The sequence below is a fragment of the Gymnodinialimonas mytili genome (assembly GCF_037544085.1).
GTDB classification, from domain to species: domain Bacteria; phylum Pseudomonadota; class Alphaproteobacteria; order Rhodobacterales; family Rhodobacteraceae; genus Gymnodinialimonas; species Gymnodinialimonas mytili.
This window is the reverse complement of record NZ_JBBIFW010000001.1, coordinates 1,419,673-1,435,270: the sequence shown is the minus strand read 5'-3', so window position 1 is coordinate 1,435,270 and position 15,598 is coordinate 1,419,673. Positions and strand designations below refer to the sequence as shown.

Sequence of the window (15,598 nt, the reverse complement as noted above, 5' to 3'; positions counted from 1 at the left end):
TATCGATTTCCGTCACATTGCGAGCATTGGACTTAACGCCGGGCTAACAAATAAAATTCTCAGCGCTTTTCTGAGGTGGGCGCGTCAATACGCGTTGCGGAGCAGGATGATTTCGACCCGGTCATTCCGAGGCGAAATCAATGGCTCAACCACCGGTTCGCGATCTGCATGGCCGGTCACCCGCACAATTCGCCTTGTGTTCAAGCCACCAAATTCCAGCAGGCCCCGAACGCTCTGAGCGCGCGCGGTCGTGCGGTCCCACGGGCCGCTGGTGGTGCGCACCAAAGGTTCAGCGGCGACATGGGCTTCGACGGCAACGCGGTTGGACACGGTCGAAAACAGATCCGCCATCGTTGACATCAACTCCGCCATCCAAGGCTGTGGATCTTGTGTCACCGGATCGAAAATCGGCGCCCCGACCCGTGAAAACACCTCGATCACCAAGCCTTCGTCGGTCAGGCGCGTTGCGATATGTGGCTGCGCCAGATCGCTCAGCAATGCATCGCCGCCACTACCGGTCAGGGATCCTTCGATTTCGGCGAGCGCGGCATCTTCCGCGATCCGTTCCGCGCGATGGTCGGTGCCCTGCATTCCCATCGCCTGTCGCCCCTCGGTCGGTCGGTCGCTGGTCGCACCGGTCCCTTCCTGCGCGACGACATTTTCAGAAAACGGTGTCTCGCCGCCAAACGCACCATCCCCGCCCCCGGAAACCCGCGCAATCGGCACGCTGGGGCTAAAGTAATCCGCCAGGCCCTTTTGCTGGTTCTCGGTTGTGGCATTCAGCAGCCACATCAGCATGAAGAATGCCATCATGGCGGTCACGAAATCCGCATACGCGACCTTCCAGGCGCCACCATGGTGACCGCCCCCGCCGCTGACTTTCTTGCGCTTGATTATGATCGGACGAACGTCGTTCTCCGCCATCGGATCGCTCCTACTGTTCGACAGCAGGGCTACGCGATCAACGTGAAAGAAGGTTTAACCCGCGGCGCGCCAGATCACTTTCCGCGAAAAATACGCGACTCGCCGATCATGTTTTCCAGCGCCGAGATCCGATCATCGCTGGAGCTGCGCGATTGAATGGCCGCCACGAACGCTTCCAACAGAAAGTTCATCGCCAGGGTTGAATCCCAGCTCGATGGCGCCTCAACCATGCTGCGAAAACAATGGGTTGCGTGTTTTTCAATCGGCGATCCCCATTGGTCGGTAAACAAAACGATATTCGCGCCCTGGGCGACAACCAAGCTTGCCAGGCGTTCAAGCTCTTTCTCATAGCGGCGGATGTCAAACACGATCAGCGTGGCGTTTTCATTCATATCCAGCAGCGATTGCGGCCAGACACTGGGCGAGGAATCGAGCAGGGCGACGCCGGGGCGGATGATCTGGAGGTGGTTGAAAAAGTAATGCGCATTCGACCGCGTGATCCGCCCGCCCAAGACATGCAAACTGCGTGTCTGATCCGACAAAAGATCGGCAACTCGGTCAAATTCTTCCGGGTCCAACCGTTCAATCGTGGCGTTGATGTTGCGCGAGGCGGCCTGGGCAAAGCGGCTGACGATATGGTCGCTGTGATCGGTGGCGCTGGGTGGGTCCAGCTTGGCCAATGGCTCTTTCATTCGCGCGGCGATTTCCTCACGGATCGAGGTCTGAAAATCAGGAAATCCCGAGAATCCCAGCTTGCGAGCCAGACGGATGATCGTCGGCGTCGACACTTCGGCCCGCTCTGCCAGCTTGGTGATCGACTGCAAGCCCGCCACCAGCGAATCGTCCATCAGCAACGCGGTCAGCCGCCGTTCTGCACTGGTCAGTTGGGCCTGTTTTTCCTTGATCAAATCGCGGACCAAGATTGCGGGTTCGGAACGTGCTGAAATTTTATTCATCGAGTATGTGAGTGTAGAAACCTCTACAGAAACTCCCTTGACAGACTCGCCGAGCTTGTAGTGATCATTACACGCATGGGGGCTCTTGAACAACATCTTGACGATTGGCCATGGCCTGCGGCCAGCAGATACAGCACTGAAACGGTGCAGGATGTCCTGTTGGTGTGCGAGCATGCTTCGGCCTTCATTCCGCCTGTCCTAAACGACCTGAACCTCAGCGAGGCCGCGCGATATTCCCATGCCGCCTGGGATATCGGGGCGCATGATCTGGCGACCGCACTGGCCGACCAGATGTCTGCGCCGCTGATCCTCGGGGCGATCTCGCGGCTGGTCTACGATTGCAACCGCCCACCTGAGGCCGCCGACAGCATTCCCGCCCAAAGCGAGGTCTTTGCGGTGCCGGGCAATGCCGATCTGACATCTTCCGGCCGGGCGGCGCGGGCGAGACGTATTCACGATCCGTTCCACGCAACCGTCGCCAAGGCGCTTCAAACCGGCCAGCCAACCACCTGCCTCGTCACGATCCATTCCTTCACGCCGATCTATCACGGCCAGATGCGCGACTTAGACATCGGCTATATCTTCGAAGGCGACGACCGTCTTGCCACTGCCGTTCTGGCGCAAACGCTTCGCCGTGGCGCCCACAAAGCCGCCCTGAACGAACCCTATTGCGGCGCCGATGGGGTGACTCACACCCTCAAACTACACGCCCAGGACCGCCCCCATGTGATGATTGAGGTCCGCAATGATCTGATCGACACGCCCGCGAAAGCCGCCCGCATCGCCAAAGACCTGGCAGCGGATCTGCAGGCCGCGCGGGCGGAGATCACGGGATGAACCTTCTGCGCGCCTATATCCGCGCCATCGATGCGCTTAACCGGGGCATCGGGCGGATTGCGATGTGGGGGATCTTCGTGATGATGGCGATCCTGCTGTGGTCGTCGATCTCGAAAACCTTTTTCAATCCAACGCTCTGGACGCTGGAAATGGCGCAGTTTGCGATGGTCGCCTATTACATCATCGGTGGGCCCTACGCGCTGCAAATGGGCAGCCATGTGCGGATGGATCTGTTCTACGGCAATTGGTCACCGCGCCGGAAAGCGGCCATCGACGCGCTGACGGTCTTCTTCCTGATCTTCTATCTGGGCATCATGCTCTATGGCGGGCTGGGCTCGACCTCGTACTCCCTGGGCTATTGGGGCACCGAACCGCTCAGCTTCTTTGCCGGGCTGCTGACCGGCAGCGAAGAGATTAGCCGCCTTGAACGCTCCCCCTCGGCCTGGCGCCCCTATCTCTGGCCCGTGAAGACGATCATGGTCATCGGTTTCACGCTGATGCTTCTTCAGGCGCTGTCGGAATTGTTCAAAGACATCGCCCGCCTGCGCGGGGTCGAACTGGCGGAGCCCCAGACATGAGCCAGGAATACATCGCGCTCTTCATGTTTGCCGCCATGATGCTTCTGCTCTTCACCGGGCAGCGCGTCTTTGGCGCGATTGGCGCGGTTGCGGCCATCGCAGTGCTGGCCCTCTACGGCACCGGCGGTCAGGAGATCCCCTTCTCCGCCGCCATGAAACTGATGAGCTGGTATCCCCTTCTGACGCTGCCGATGTTCATTTTCATGGGCTATATCCTGTCCGAAAGTCGCCTGGCGGATGATCTTTACCGGATGTTCCATGTCTGGTTTGGGCCGGTAAATGGCGGGCTGGCCATTGGCACAATTGCCCTGATGGTCCTGATTTCGGCGATGAACGGGCTCAGCGTCGCGGGCATGGCCATTGGCGCCACGATTGCCTTGCCAGAGCTTTTGCGCCGCAATTACGACAAACGCATGGTGACGGGGGTCGTGCAGGCGGGATCTTCGCTTGGCATCCTTGTGCCGCCTTCGGTGGTGCTGGTGCTTTATGCGATGATCGCGCGGCAACCGGTGGGGCAATTATGGCTGGCGGGTGTGTTGCCGGGCCTGATGATGGCCGCGATGTTCATCTTATATATCTGGTTGCGCTGCCGCCTTCAGCCCAATCTCGGACCTGCCCTGAAAGATGCGGGCGACGTGCCGCGCGCCGAGAAAATGCGCCTGCTTCTCGCGGGCCTCCTGCCGCTTTTGATCTTCGCGGCCATGATGGTGCCCTTCGTGAATGGCTGGACTTCGCTGGTGGAAAGCTCCGCCATCGGCGCGTTGACGGCGCTGGTCGCGGCGGCCCTGAAACGCCGCCTGACCTGGCAGGTCTTTGAATCCTCGGTCCGCCAGACACTTGGCGTATCCTGCATGTTCATGTGGATCATCCTGGCGGCCCTCGGCTTCGGCGCCGTCTTCGATGGGCTGGGGGCCGTGGATGCTATCGACGGTCTGTTCACCGACCAGCTTGGGCTCAGCCCCTGGACGATCCTGATCCTGATGCAACTCAGCTTCATCGTGATGGGCACATTTCTGGACGATACCGCGATGTTGGTCATCGTCGCGCCGCTTTACGTGCCCTTGGTCGATGCGTTGGGCTTCGATCTGATCTGGTACGGCGTGCTTTACACGATCACCACACAGATCGCCTATATGACGCCGCCCTTCGGCTATAACCTGTTCCTGATGCGCGCGATGGCCCCGCCAGAGATCACCCTGCGCGACATCTATGTCTCGATCATCCCCTTTGTGGGCGTGATGATCGTGGCCCTCGCCCTGATCATGAGCTTCCCGGAAATCGCGCTGTGGCTGCCGGGATATGTCTATGGAAATTAACCGCAAGAAGCCCGGCAAGCGGGCCGACCCTTATCCACTTGGAGGATTACACATGACCACAAGACGTAAGTTTTTACAGACCACCGTTGCCGGGGCCGCCGCCGCGCCCTTGGCCGCGCCTGCTTTGGCGCAAGGCACCATCACTTGGCGGATGCAGACCTATGCCGGCCCCGCGTTGGCCGAACATGTGATCGACCCGGCGATTGAGATGTTCAACAAGATCGCAGGCGACCGGATGCAGATTGAGCTCTTCTATGCCGATCAGCTTGTGCCCACATCCGAGCTGTTCCGCGCTATGCAGCGCGGCACCATCGACGCCGTGCAATCAGATGACGATTCCATGGCCTCGCCCACGGAAGTGACGGTTTTCGGGGGCTATTTCCCGTTCGCCTCGCGCTATTCCCTCGATGTGCCGGTGCTGTTCAACCAATACGGGCTGAATGAGATCTGGGATGAGGAATATTCTGCGGTCGGTGTGAAGCACATCTCCGCCGGGTCCTGGGATCCGTGCCATTTCGCCACCGTCGACCCGATCCGAAGCCTGGCGGATCTGCAGGGCAAGCGGGTCTTCACCTTCCCCACGGCGGGCCGGTTCCTCAGCCAGTTCGGCGTCGTGCCGGTAACCCTGCCTTGGGAGGATATCGAAGTCGCGGTGCAAACCGGTGAGCTTGACGGCATCGCCTGGTCTGGCATCACCGAGGATTACACCGTCGGTTGGGCGGATGTGACCAATTACTTCCTGACCAACAACATCTCGGGCGCTTGGGCGGGTTCGTTCTTCGCCAATATGGATCGCTGGAACGAATTGCCTGAAGATCTGCAAACGCTGTTCCGCGTCTGCTGCGATCAATCCCATTACTACCGCCAATGGTGGTACTGGGGCGGCGAGGCCAGCTTACGCGTCCATGGCGACAAGCTGGAATTGACCTCGATCCCCGATGAGGAATGGGCCCAAGTCGAAACCGCAGCCCAAGAGTTCTGGGAAGAGATCGCCGCGGAAAGCGAAACCAAGGCCCGCGTGGTCGAGATCCTGCGCCAATACAATGCCGATATGGAACTCGCCGGGCGGCCCTATCGCTACACCTGATCTCGCGACATCACGGTCGGCCCGGTTCGCGCCGGGCCGCCACTACTATCAAAAGGATTGATAAAGCAAATGAACTATCAATCAGATCGATGGAAAGCCGATATCGCGTCGGGCGCGCTGGATACGGTTTTGGTTTGCATGGTCGATATGCAGGGGCGGTTGATGGGCAAACGGTTCCATGCCGAAGCGTTCCTCGACATCGCCGAGGACGAGACCCATTGCTGCAACTATCTGCTGGCCACCGATCTCGCCATGGCCACGCCGGATGGATACAAAGCGTCTTCCTGGGAACAGGGGTACGGCGATTATGTCATGCGCCCGGATCTGTCGACGATGCGGCCCGTGCCGTGGCTGGAGGGGACCGCAATGGTGCTCTGCGATGTGCTGGATCACCACACGCACGCGCCGGTTCCCCATGCCCCGCGCGAGGTTCTGAAGCGCCAGATTGCGCGGGCCGAAGCGATGGGATTGAGCCCCATCATGGCCACCGAGCTAGAGTTTTTCCTGTTCCACGGCACCCATGATCAGATTGCCGACAATGGCTTCCGCGACATGCGCCCGATCAGCCATTACAACGAAGACTACCATATCTTCCAAACCTCAAAGGAAGAGCCCGTCATGCGCCCGATCCGCAACCATCTGCGCGCGATGGGCGTGCCGGTGGAGGGCACGAAAGGCGAGGCCGAAGCGGGGCAGGAAGAGTTGAATATCCGCTACGCCGATGCGCTGGCTTGTGCGGATCACCACACCTTGGCCAAACACGCCGTCAAGGAAATCGCGCATCAGCAGGGGTTTGCGGCGACCTTCCTGCCCAAGCTCAGCGCCGACAGCGTCGGATCTGCGGCCCATATCCACCAATCGCTGTTCAAGGACGGGGCAAACGCCTTCCACGACCCGGCCCGTCCGCTGGGAAAATCCGCGCTGATGGACAGCTACATGGCGGGTTTGCTGAAATATGCGGGCGACACGACCTATTTCCTTGCCCCCTACATCAACAGCTACAAGCGCTTCGCCAAGGGCACCTTTGCGCCCACGCGCATCGTCTGGTCGGTCGACAACCGCACGGCCGCGTTTCGGCTGGTCGGCGAGGCGACCCGCGGCGTGCGCGTCGAATGTCGCATCCCAGGCTCGGACATGAACCCGTATCTGGGCCTTGCTGCGATGCTCGCTGCCGGGCTTGCGGGGATATACGAAAACCTCAGCCTCGATGCGCCGTTTGCGGGCGACGCTTACGCTGATGGGGACACCGCGCATATTCCCGGCACCTTAAGTGAGGCCCGCAGCGCGCTGATTGACTCGGCGATGTTGCGCAAGGCCATGGGCAGCGCCGTGATCGACCATTATGCGCGCGCCGCTGAATGGGAGATCGAGGAATTCGACCGCGCCGTGACCGATTACGAAATTGCGCGGGGGTTCGAGAAGGCATGACCACGCTGAGATGTATCTCGCCCATTGACGGATCGGTGTTTGCGGAACGGCAGGCGCTGTCGCTCGATGCCGCGCGCGCGGAGATCGCCCGCCTAAAAACCGCGCAATCCGCCTGGGCCGCGCGGCCCTTGCAGGAACGGATCGATCTAGTCATGGCGGGTGTTGCCGCCGTGGGGGCGATGAATGACGAGATCGTGCCGGAACTGGCCCACATGATGGGCCGCCCGGTGCGTTACCGCGGCGAGTTCGGCGGGTTCGAGGAGCGCGTCAGCCATATGGCCGCCATCGCCGAAGAGGCCTTGGCCGATATCGCCGTGGGCGAGGACGACACGTTCAAACGCTATATCAAACGCATTCCCCATGGGGTCGTCTTTGTCGTGGCGCCCTGGAACTACCCCTATATGACCGCGATCAACACGGTCGCTCCGGCGTTGATCGCGGGAAACACGGTTGTTCTGAAACACGCCACGCAGACGCTTTTGGTGGGCGAGCGCATGGCCCAGGCATTCCACAGCGTGGGTGTGCCCGAAGACGTCTTTGCGAACGTTTTTCTTGATCACGACACGACGTCTGCCCTGATCGCAGACAATGCCTTCGACTCCATCAATTTCACCGGCTCCGTCGGCGGCGGGCAGGCGATGGAGCGGGCGGCTGCGGGCACCTTTACGGGCCTCGGGCTGGAATTGGGCGGTAAGGATCCGGGCTATGTGATGGAGGATGCCGATCTCGACGCTGCGGTCGATACGCTGATCGACGGGGCGATGTTCAATTCCGGCCAGTGCTGCTGCGGGATCGAGCGGATCTATGTCCATGAAAGCCTGTTCGATGCCTTTGTCGAAAAGGCCGTGGCCATCGTGAAGGGTTACAAGCTGGGCAACCCGCTGGAGGCCGACACGACGCTGGGGCCGATGGCCCATAAGCGCTTCGCTGAGGAGGTCCGCGCGCAGATTGCCGAGGCGGTTGCCGATGGCGCCACGGCGCATATCGACACCTTTGTCGAGGATGACGGCGGCGCGTATCTGAGCCCGCAGATCCTGACCAATGTCACCCACGACATGCGCGTGATGCGTGACGAAAGCTTCGGCCCGGTTGTCGGCATCATGCCGGTCAAGGACGATAACGAGGCCATTGCGCTGATGAATGACAGCGCATTCGGCCTGACCGCAAGCCTTTGGACCCGCGATGTGGATCGCGCCGCACGGGTCGGCGACCGGATCGAGACTGGAACCGTGTTTATGAACCGCGCCGACTACCTCGATCCAGGCCTCTGCTGGACCGGCTGCAAGAATACCGGGCGTGGTGGGGGATTGTCGGTCATCGGCTACCACAATCTCACACGGCCCAAATCCTACCATCTGAAGAAAGTCACGACATGAGCCTGACTGGAAACTGGTCTTACCCCACGGCGATCAAATTCGGCGCAGGGCGCATCGCGGAATTGCCGGAGGCCTGCGCACAGGCCGGGATCACGCGGCCTTTTCTGGTGACCGATAAGGGCCTGGCCGATCTGCCGATCACCGTGCAGGCGCTGGATATTTTGGAGGGCGCGGGGCTTGGCCGGGCGCTGTTTGCTGAGGTCGATCCGAACCCGAATGAGATCAATCTGGCCGCCGGTGTGGCCGCTTACAAGGCGGGCGGGCATGACGGTGTGGTGGCCTTTGGCGGCGGGTCGGGCCTCGATCTGGGCAAGATGGTCGCCTTCATGGCCGAGCAGACGCGTCCGGTCTGGGATTTCGAGGATATCGGCGATTGGTGGACCCGTGCGGATGCTGAGGCCATCGCGCCGATTGTGGCGGTGCCGACAACCGCCGGCACAGGCTCTGAGGTCGGCCGCGCCAGCGTGATCACCGACAGCGTCAGCCATGTGAAGAAGATCATTTTTCATCCCAAGGTGCTGCCTGCGGTTGTGATCTGCGACCCGGACCTGACGGTCGGGATGCCGAAATTCATCACCGCCGGAACCGGCCTTGATGCTTTCGCCCATTGCGTGGAGGCGTTTTCCAGCCCGCATTACCACCCGATGAGCCAGGGGATTGCGCTGGAAGGGATGCGGCTGGTCATCGAGAATCTGCCGCGCGCCTATGCAGACGGCACAGATCTGGAGGCGCGCGCCAATATGATGAGCGCGGCGGCGATGGGGGCTACGGCCTTTCAGAAGGGCCTTGGCGCGATCCATGCCATGAGCCATCCGATCGGGGCGGTGTTCAACACCCATCATGGCACGACCAATGCGGTTTGTATGCCCGCGGTGCTGGACTTGAACGCACCAGCGATCCGCGACCGGTTCGACCGCGCCGCGGGCTATCTGGGGATCGCGGGCGGCTATGACGGCTTCCGCACCTTTGTGCAGGATTTCAATGATCACTTCGAGATCCCACAGGGTCTGTCCGGTTTGGGCGTCACCGAGGATCGGCTGGAGGATCTTGTGGCGATGGCGTTGGAGGATCCGTCCTGCGGGGGCAATCCGGTGACGCTGACATCTGAGAACATGATGGGCCTGTTCCGCGCGGCAATGTGAAATCGTATCCTCGAATTAGCGCTCGCGCCGCGTGGTGGCTTGGGGCAGGCTGGGCCCGTCCCCGAGGAGAGCGCCATGCCCCATGACGACCACGATCATTCCCACATGAGCGAGACCGAGGCGCGGGTGCGGGCCTTGGAAAGCCTGCTGGCCGAAAAGGGCTATATCAATCCTGCCGCTGTCGATGAGATTGTCGAAACCTATGAGACCAAGATCGGCCCGCGTAACGGGGCCCATGTCGTCGCGAAATCGTGGTGCGAGCCAGATTTTGCGGATTGGCTCAAGCGCGATGCGACGGCAGCCATCCATTCGCTGGGATATGCGTCGCGCCAGGGCGAACATATGGTGGCGGTCTTCAACGATGCCGAAACGCATCATCTGGTCGTCTGCACTTTGTGTTCCTGCTATCCCTGGTCGGTATTGGGCTTGCCGCCGGTTTGGTACAAATCACCGCCCTTCCGGTCGCGTGCTGTCATCGATCCGCGCGGTGTTTTGGCGGATTTCGGGCTGATCTTGCCGGAGGGCAAGCGGATCGAGGTGCACGATTCCACGGCAGAGGTGCGGTATATCGTGATCCCCGAGCGCCCCGACGGCACAGACGGGATGGACGAGGCTGCGCTGGCCGATCTTGTCAGCCGTGACGCGATGATCGGCACCGGGCTGGTCAAGGCGCCACAGGCATGAGCGGCGGTGCGGATCTGGGCGGGATGGGCGGTTTTGGTCCCATCATTTCCGAAGAGAACGAGCCGAATTTCCATGCGCCGTGGGAAGCGCGCGTATTGGGTATGATCGTGGCGCTGGGCGCCAGCGGGCAATGGAACCTCGATCAAAGCCGATCCGCGCGGGAAAGCCTGCCCCCGGGCGACTATCTGACGTTCTCCTACTATAAGATCTGGCTGGAGGCGGCGATTGACCTGATGCAATCGCGCGGGATGATCACCAAAGATGAGCTGTCCGATGGCAAGTCGCGTATCGCGCCTATACCGATTGCACGGGTCCTAAGCGCGGCGGATGTGCCCGCCGCCTTGGCCAAGGGCGGGCCGGTGGATCGCCCGACCGAGACCGAACCGGCCTTTGCCGTGGGCCAACGGGTCCATACGATCAACGATTTCCCTGAGACTCATACCCGCCTGCCACGCTATGCGCGCGATAAGACCGGCATCGTCACTGCGATCCATGGCTTCCATGTCTACCCCGACAGCAATGCGCGCGGCGACGGCGAAGATCCGAAATGGCTGTACCAAGTGCGGTTTGAGGCGACGGATCTTTGGGGCAATCGTGCCAGTAGCGGGGATGGCGTGACGCTTGATCTTTGGGAGCCCTATCTGCGGCTTGAGTCCTGATGGAGCCCGGCAAGGACGCCCCGGTTTTCGAAGAGCCCTGGCAGGCCCAGGCCTTTGCCATGGTCGTTGATCTGCATGCAAAGGGCGCGTTCACGTGGACCGAATGGGCTGAGGCGTTGTCGGCACAGGTGCATTCCGGGATCGACCGCGACTATTACCACCATTGGCTTGCCGCCCTTGAGCAGATCGTCGCGGCCAAGGGGCTGACGGCGTCGCAGGATCTGGATCAGCGGCGGCAGGAATGGCTAGACGCTGCGGCGCGCACGCCCCATGGGGATCCGATCATCTTATAGATGCGGCGCGCGGCTGCGCGAACGCGTCTAGGGCCCGGCCCAGATAGACCATGAATTGATCGACCGCGCGGGGCCGATATCCGCCATGACGCGCAACCAGCGTGATCTGCACATCGGGCAGCCGCAAGGCGGCGATATCCACGGACCGGATCAGATTGGCGGGTCGGGGCACCTGATCGGACAGCGAAAACGCCAAATCCCCCTGCCGCAATGTCATGGGCATTCCGGGCATGATGGCCACCGCACCGGGCTGCACGCCGGTGCGGCGCAACATCACGTCGAGCGATTGCCGCAAGCCCGATCCTGGCCCTGGCACCACCACGCAATGGTCGGCCAGATCCGCCAGCGACAGGGCGCCGCCTGCTTTGGGATGATCTGCGGCCACCCATCCGGTGATCGCGGCGCGCCCTGACATCAGCACATCGGTTTCATCATCGGTGGCAGGCAAGGTCACTAGGGCCAGATCAACCTGCCGCGCCATCAGGGGCGCAATCCCCTCATCCGCAGTGATCTGCAGCGCGACGCCGGGATGCGCATCGCGGAACGTATCCACCACGCCGCTGGCAAAACCGGGCCAAAGATCACCTGACACTGACAGGCGCAACGTGCCCGCGCGTCCGCCTTTCATCTCAGAGACCAATCCCTGAAAGTCGTCAAATTGGGCAAGGTGCTCAATTATTGGGCGCAAGAGCAGTTCGCCCGGAACCGATAAGCGCACACCACCGGCGACGCGTTCGAAGATTTCCGTGCCCAATTCGGCCTCGAACGACTGGATCGACCGGTTCAGCGCCGATGGTGAAATTGCCAATGTTTCCGCGGCTTTGCGGATCGATCCCGCCTCAACAATCGCTTGGATTGATCGATATACGCGTAGGTGCCGCATGGTGTGCTTGTATACCACGGTGCAAAAATTGCACCAGCCCAAGGTGGATTATGCGGCAGACAACACCAGCGTAATCCAGAACACCCTTCTGCACCTGTGAAAACAACAGTCTGACGATGGGGACATATTTATGAAAAAGCTGCTGATGTCTGCGGCCCTGACCGCGATATGTGCGACGGGAGCCCAAGCCGAAATCCGCGTGGGGGTTTTGCATTCGCTGTCCGGGACGATGGCGATCTCGGAAACTACTTTGCGGGACGTGATGTTGATGCTGATCGAACAGCAAAACGCCAATGGCGGTCTGCTGGGCGAAGAAATCGTGCCGGTGGTCGTGGATCCGGCCTCGGATTGGCCATTGTTCGCAGAGCGTGCGCGCGAATTGCTGACCGTGCATGAGGTGGATGTGATCTTCGGCGCCTGGACATCGGTCAGCCGGAAATCGGTGTTGCCGGTGATCGAAGAGCTGAACGGTCTGATGTTCTACCCCGTCCAATATGAGGGCGAGGAAAGCTCGCGCAACGTGTTCTACACCGGTGCCGCACCGAACCAGCAGGCGATCCCGGCGGTGGATTACTTCCTGGAAGAGCTGGGCGTTGAGACTTTTGCGCTGCTGGGCACCGATTATGTCTATCCGCGCACGACGAACCGCATTCTTGAGCAATATTTGCTGGATGCGGGCATTCCGCAGGAAAACATCTTCGTCAACTACACGCCGTTCGGCCATTCCGATTGGTCGTCCATCGTGTCCGATGTCACCGCTTTGGGTGAGGGCGGCCAACAGGTCGGCGTGATCTCCACCATCAATGGCGACGCGAATGTTGGTTTCTATAGCGAGCTGGCCGCGCAGGGCGTCACCGCCGACGAGATCCCGGTTGTGGCCTTCTCGGTGGGCGAGGAAGAGCTTGCCGGTCTGGATACCGGGCCGCTGGTCGGTCACCTGGCCGCCTGGAACTATTTCCAATCTGCGGATACGCCCGAAAACGAAGCGTTCATCAGCTCTTGGCACGAATTCATCGGCGATGAGAACCGTCCGACGAACGATCCGATGGAGGCCCATTATATCGGCTTCAACATGTGGGTTCAGGCCGTCGAGGCCGCGGGCACGACAGATGTCGATGCGGTGCGTGAGGCGATGTACGGCCTGGAAGTGCCGAACCTGACCGGTGGCACCGCGGTGATGCTGCCCAACCACCACCTCGCCAAGCCGGTTCTGATCGGTGAGATCGAGGCCGATGGCCAGTTCACCATCATCAGCCAGACCGACCCGGTGCCGGGCGATGCCTGGACTGACTTCTTGCCGGAATCGGCGGTTCTGACCAGCGACTGGCCCGGTCTGGAATGCGGTATGTACAATACCGAGACCGAGACCTGTGTTCAGATCCAGTCGAACTACTGATCTGAGATGTGTATGCGGATGCGGGCGCGTTTCGATGGGCCCGCATCCCACTTTGACGACCCGACAGGCATCCCCATGAAATCCGTATTTTTCGCCGCCCTCCTGGCTTTGGCAGGGCTGTTGAGTCCTGCGATGGCTCAGTCTGACGGCGACCCGTTGCAACAGGTTCTCAATGAGAACCGCGAGTTGATTGTCGATGCGTCGCGCCGTACGGTTCAGGGCGCGCTCGACGCGTTATTGGCCAGTGAGTTGCCAGAAGTGCCTGCCTTCTTGCAGCTTTGGCAGGCGCGAGAGATCTATGTGCGCGACAGCGATGGGCTGTTTGTGACGGTGGAAGATGAAGATGCCGATCCGCTGACCCTGATCGATCTGACAACGGGCGAGGCATTGGGCACGGCCACATCGCGTGAGGTCACGCATCTGCGCCCTAATCGGGGCGTTCAGAACGTGATCGGCGCATCGCTGGTTCTATTCCAGTTGAATGCCGAGGATCCCGCGGTGCGGGCCGGGGCCCTGGCCGCGATTGCGCGCACGCCCGATGAAAGCCATTTGCCGCTGATCCGCGAACGCATCGAGGTGGAAGACGACCCGGATCTGCGTGACCAGCTTGAGGCGTTGCTGGTGCGGCTGACCGTCGCCTTTGCCGAGGATGACGAGACGCGGGTCGCGGCCATCGAAAGCCTTGCAGGCTCAATCTCGGTCGAGGCACGGGGCATTCTGAACCCGCTGCTGGCGACGACCCGCGCAGTGGCGATGGAGTTGCCCGAAGACCGCAATATCGCCCGCGTGCTGACCCCAGGCTCGGATGAGCTGCCCACGGATGAGGCCTACGGGCTGTTGGTGAGTGAAAACCTGGCGCCGCCGCGGGTCACGCGGGCCGGCATCCGCGATGCGCTGATCGCAAATATCGACGATGGGTTTGTGGCTGGCGTGCCGGTGCACACGCTCGATAGCGACGAGGCGCGGCTGGCGGCCTATATGACCCTGGCCGAAGCTGGGACGGTGCCGCCGCCAGTGACGGATGAACAGGCGCAGGTGATCCTGAACAGCCATGTCTTCTTCGAAACCTATCGCGAGCCTTCGGGCGCCGTGACCTCTGCCGCCGTTCAGACCTTGGACGGGATCAACCGGACGGTCGGTGTCTATGAGACGGTGGATCTGACGCTGGACGGTCTCTCGCTGGCTTCGATCTACTTTCTCGCGGCGATTGGGCTGGCGATCACCTTCGGCGTCATGGGCGTGATCAACATGGCCCATGGGGAATTCATCATGATGGGCGCTTATACCGGTTATGTCGTGCAGACGCTGGTGCCGGACTACACCCTATCGATTGCTATCGCCCTGCCGCTGGCCTTCGCGATCACGTTTGGGGCGGGTGTGGCGATGGAGCGTTCGGTGATCCGGTTCCTCTATAAACGCCCGCTTGAGACCCTGCTGGCGACATTCGGGATCTCCATCGCGTTGCAACAGATCGTGCGGCAGGTCTTTGGCGCCCAGGCGCGGCCTTTCACGGCGCCCGACTGGCTGGCCGGGTCACTGGATTTCAACGATGTCGTGTCGATCAGCTATATCCGCGTGGCGATCTTCGGGCTGGGTGTGATCTTTTTCATCCTGCTGTGGCTGATCCTGAACAAGACGCGGCTGGGGCTTGAGGTGCGCGCGGTTACGCAGAACCCGGCCATGGCGGCTTCGATGGGCATCAATCCCGACCGCATCAATATGCTGACCTTTGGCCTGGGCTCGGGCATTGCGGGGATCGCTGGCGTGGCGATTGGGTTGTTCGCTCAGGTCACGCCGGAACTGGGCACCAACTACATCGTGCAAAGCTTCATGACTGTCGTGGTCGGCGGTGTCGGCAACATCTTCGGAACGCTGGCGGGCGCGGGCATGATCGGGTTTTTCCAGAAGGGGGTGGAGTGGTTGAACCCCTCCAACACCCTGGCGGCGCAGACCTATATGATCCTGTTTGTGATCCTGTTCATCCAATTCCGGCCTAAGGGTATCATCGCCCTCAAAGGCCGCGCGGCGGGGGATTGAGC

General features: G+C 61.1%; 15 protein-coding genes. 12 read left to right on the top strand and 3 right to left on the bottom strand.

The genetic code is table 11. The annotated features are described in order from the left end of the window. Positions 1–84: 84 nt before the first annotated feature. Positions 85–924, bottom strand: coding sequence for a flagellar motor protein MotB (locus V8J82_RS07070; protein WP_339973593.1), 840 nt, complete (start codon positions 922–924; stop codon positions 85–87). Positions 925–998: 74 nt separating this feature from the next. Continuing rightward, on the bottom strand, positions 999–1,880 hold the full coding sequence (locus V8J82_RS07065) for a MurR/RpiR family transcriptional regulator (RefSeq protein ID WP_339973590.1): 882 nt from the start codon (positions 1,878–1,880) through the stop codon (positions 999–1,001). A gap of 60 nt (positions 1,881–1,940) precedes the next feature. Between V8J82_RS07065 and V8J82_RS07060 the strand changes: the two genes are divergently transcribed. The 10 genes from V8J82_RS07060 (at position 1,941) to V8J82_RS07015 (ending at position 11,280) form a co-directional block, all read left to right on the top strand. After that, positions 1,941–2,717 (top strand): N-formylglutamate amidohydrolase, encoded by a 777-nt coding sequence (locus tag V8J82_RS07060; RefSeq protein WP_339973588.1) that lies wholly within the window; start codon positions 1,941–1,943, stop codon positions 2,715–2,717. Then, complete coding sequence (locus V8J82_RS07055; RefSeq protein ID WP_339973586.1) at positions 2,714–3,295, top strand: TRAP transporter small permease subunit; 582 nt, start codon at positions 2,714–2,716, stop codon at positions 3,293–3,295. The genes V8J82_RS07060 and V8J82_RS07055 overlap by 4 nt, the downstream gene beginning before the upstream one ends. Continuing rightward, on the top strand, positions 3,292–4,611 hold the full coding sequence (locus tag V8J82_RS07050) for a TRAP transporter large permease (protein WP_339973584.1): 1,320 nt from the start codon (positions 3,292–3,294) through the stop codon (positions 4,609–4,611). The genes V8J82_RS07055 and V8J82_RS07050 overlap by 4 nt, the downstream gene beginning before the upstream one ends. Before the next feature lie 52 nt (positions 4,612–4,663). Then, positions 4,664–5,698 carry a TRAP transporter substrate-binding protein gene (locus V8J82_RS07045; RefSeq protein WP_339973581.1) on the top strand — a complete coding sequence of 345 codons (1,035 nt, stop codon included), beginning with the start codon at positions 4,664–4,666 and terminating at the stop codon, positions 5,696–5,698. Positions 5,699–5,767: 69 nt separating this feature from the next. Continuing rightward, complete coding sequence (locus V8J82_RS07040) at positions 5,768–7,126, top strand: glutamine synthetase family protein (RefSeq protein ID WP_339973578.1); 1,359 nt, start codon at positions 5,768–5,770, stop codon at positions 7,124–7,126. Continuing rightward, entirely contained in the window at positions 7,123–8,502 is a 1,380-nt protein-coding gene (locus tag V8J82_RS07035) for an aldehyde dehydrogenase family protein (RefSeq protein ID WP_339973575.1), read from the top strand. The genes V8J82_RS07040 and V8J82_RS07035 overlap by 4 nt, the downstream gene beginning before the upstream one ends. Continuing rightward, complete coding sequence (locus tag V8J82_RS07030) at positions 8,499–9,644, top strand: iron-containing alcohol dehydrogenase (protein ID WP_339973573.1); 1,146 nt, start codon at positions 8,499–8,501, stop codon at positions 9,642–9,644. The genes V8J82_RS07035 and V8J82_RS07030 overlap by 4 nt, the downstream gene beginning before the upstream one ends. A 75-nt stretch (positions 9,645–9,719) precedes the next feature. After that, positions 9,720–10,328 (top strand): nitrile hydratase subunit alpha, encoded by a 609-nt coding sequence (gene nthA, locus V8J82_RS07025; RefSeq protein ID WP_339973571.1) that lies wholly within the window; start codon positions 9,720–9,722, stop codon positions 10,326–10,328. Beyond that, entirely contained in the window at positions 10,325–10,987 is a 663-nt protein-coding gene (gene nthB, locus V8J82_RS07020; protein ID WP_339973569.1) for a nitrile hydratase subunit beta, read from the top strand. Before nthA ends, nthB begins: the two co-directional genes overlap by 4 nt. Then, the gene (locus V8J82_RS07015) at positions 10,987–11,280 is read left to right on the top strand and encodes a nitrile hydratase accessory protein (RefSeq protein ID WP_339973567.1); all 294 of its coding nucleotides are present in this window, start codon (positions 10,987–10,989) and stop codon (positions 11,278–11,280) included. Before nthB ends, V8J82_RS07015 begins: the two co-directional genes overlap by 1 nt. Here the strand turns inward: V8J82_RS07015 and V8J82_RS07010 are convergent. Beyond that, a complete protein-coding gene (locus V8J82_RS07010) occupies positions 11,270–12,163 on the bottom strand; it encodes a LysR family transcriptional regulator (protein WP_339973565.1) in 894 nt (297 codons plus the stop codon). The genes V8J82_RS07015 and V8J82_RS07010 overlap by 11 nt on opposite strands. Before the next feature lie 145 nt (positions 12,164–12,308). Between V8J82_RS07010 and urtA the strand changes: the two genes are divergently transcribed. Further along, complete coding sequence (urtA, locus tag V8J82_RS07005; RefSeq protein WP_339974548.1) at positions 12,309–13,559, top strand: urea ABC transporter substrate-binding protein; 1,251 nt, start codon at positions 12,309–12,311, stop codon at positions 13,557–13,559. Between the two features lie 75 nt (positions 13,560–13,634). Then, positions 13,635–15,596 carry an urea ABC transporter permease subunit UrtB gene (gene urtB, locus V8J82_RS07000; protein ID WP_339973563.1) on the top strand — a complete coding sequence of 654 codons (1,962 nt, stop codon included), beginning with the start codon at positions 13,635–13,637 and terminating at the stop codon, positions 15,594–15,596. Positions 15,597–15,598: the final 2 nt, after the last annotated feature.

What these genes read in the sequence shown, in the direction of transcription:
- V8J82_RS07070 (WP_339973593.1), bottom strand. Translation starts at nt 924, where the DNA reads ATGGCGGAGAACGACGTTCGTCCGATCATAATCAAGCGCAAGAAAGTC.
- V8J82_RS07065 (WP_339973590.1), bottom strand. Translation starts at nt 1,880, where the DNA reads ATGAATAAAATTTCAGCACGTTCCGAACCCGCAATCTTGGTCCGCGAT.
- V8J82_RS07055 (WP_339973586.1), top strand. Translation starts at nt 2,714, where the DNA reads ATGAACCTTCTGCGCGCCTATATCCGCGCCATCGATGCGCTTAACCGG.
- V8J82_RS07050 (WP_339973584.1), top strand. Translation starts at nt 3,292, where the DNA reads ATGAGCCAGGAATACATCGCGCTCTTCATGTTTGCCGCCATGATGCTT.
- V8J82_RS07045 (WP_339973581.1), top strand. Translation starts at nt 4,664, where the DNA reads ATGACCACAAGACGTAAGTTTTTACAGACCACCGTTGCCGGGGCCGCC.
- V8J82_RS07040 (WP_339973578.1), top strand. Translation starts at nt 5,768, where the DNA reads ATGAACTATCAATCAGATCGATGGAAAGCCGATATCGCGTCGGGCGCG.
- V8J82_RS07035 (WP_339973575.1), top strand. Translation starts at nt 7,123, where the DNA reads ATGACCACGCTGAGATGTATCTCGCCCATTGACGGATCGGTGTTTGCG.
- V8J82_RS07030 (WP_339973573.1), top strand. Translation starts at nt 8,499, where the DNA reads ATGAGCCTGACTGGAAACTGGTCTTACCCCACGGCGATCAAATTCGGC.
- nthA (WP_339973571.1), top strand. Translation starts at nt 9,720, where the DNA reads ATGCCCCATGACGACCACGATCATTCCCACATGAGCGAGACCGAGGCG.
- nthB (WP_339973569.1), top strand. Translation starts at nt 10,325, where the DNA reads ATGAGCGGCGGTGCGGATCTGGGCGGGATGGGCGGTTTTGGTCCCATC.
- V8J82_RS07015 (WP_339973567.1), top strand. Translation starts at nt 10,987, where the DNA reads ATGGAGCCCGGCAAGGACGCCCCGGTTTTCGAAGAGCCCTGGCAGGCC.
- V8J82_RS07010 (WP_339973565.1), bottom strand. Translation starts at nt 12,163, where the DNA reads ATGCGGCACCTACGCGTATATCGATCAATCCAAGCGATTGTTGAGGCG.
- urtA (WP_339974548.1), top strand. Translation starts at nt 12,309, where the DNA reads ATGTCTGCGGCCCTGACCGCGATATGTGCGACGGGAGCCCAAGCCGAA.
- urtB (WP_339973563.1), top strand. Translation starts at nt 13,635, where the DNA reads ATGAAATCCGTATTTTTCGCCGCCCTCCTGGCTTTGGCAGGGCTGTTG.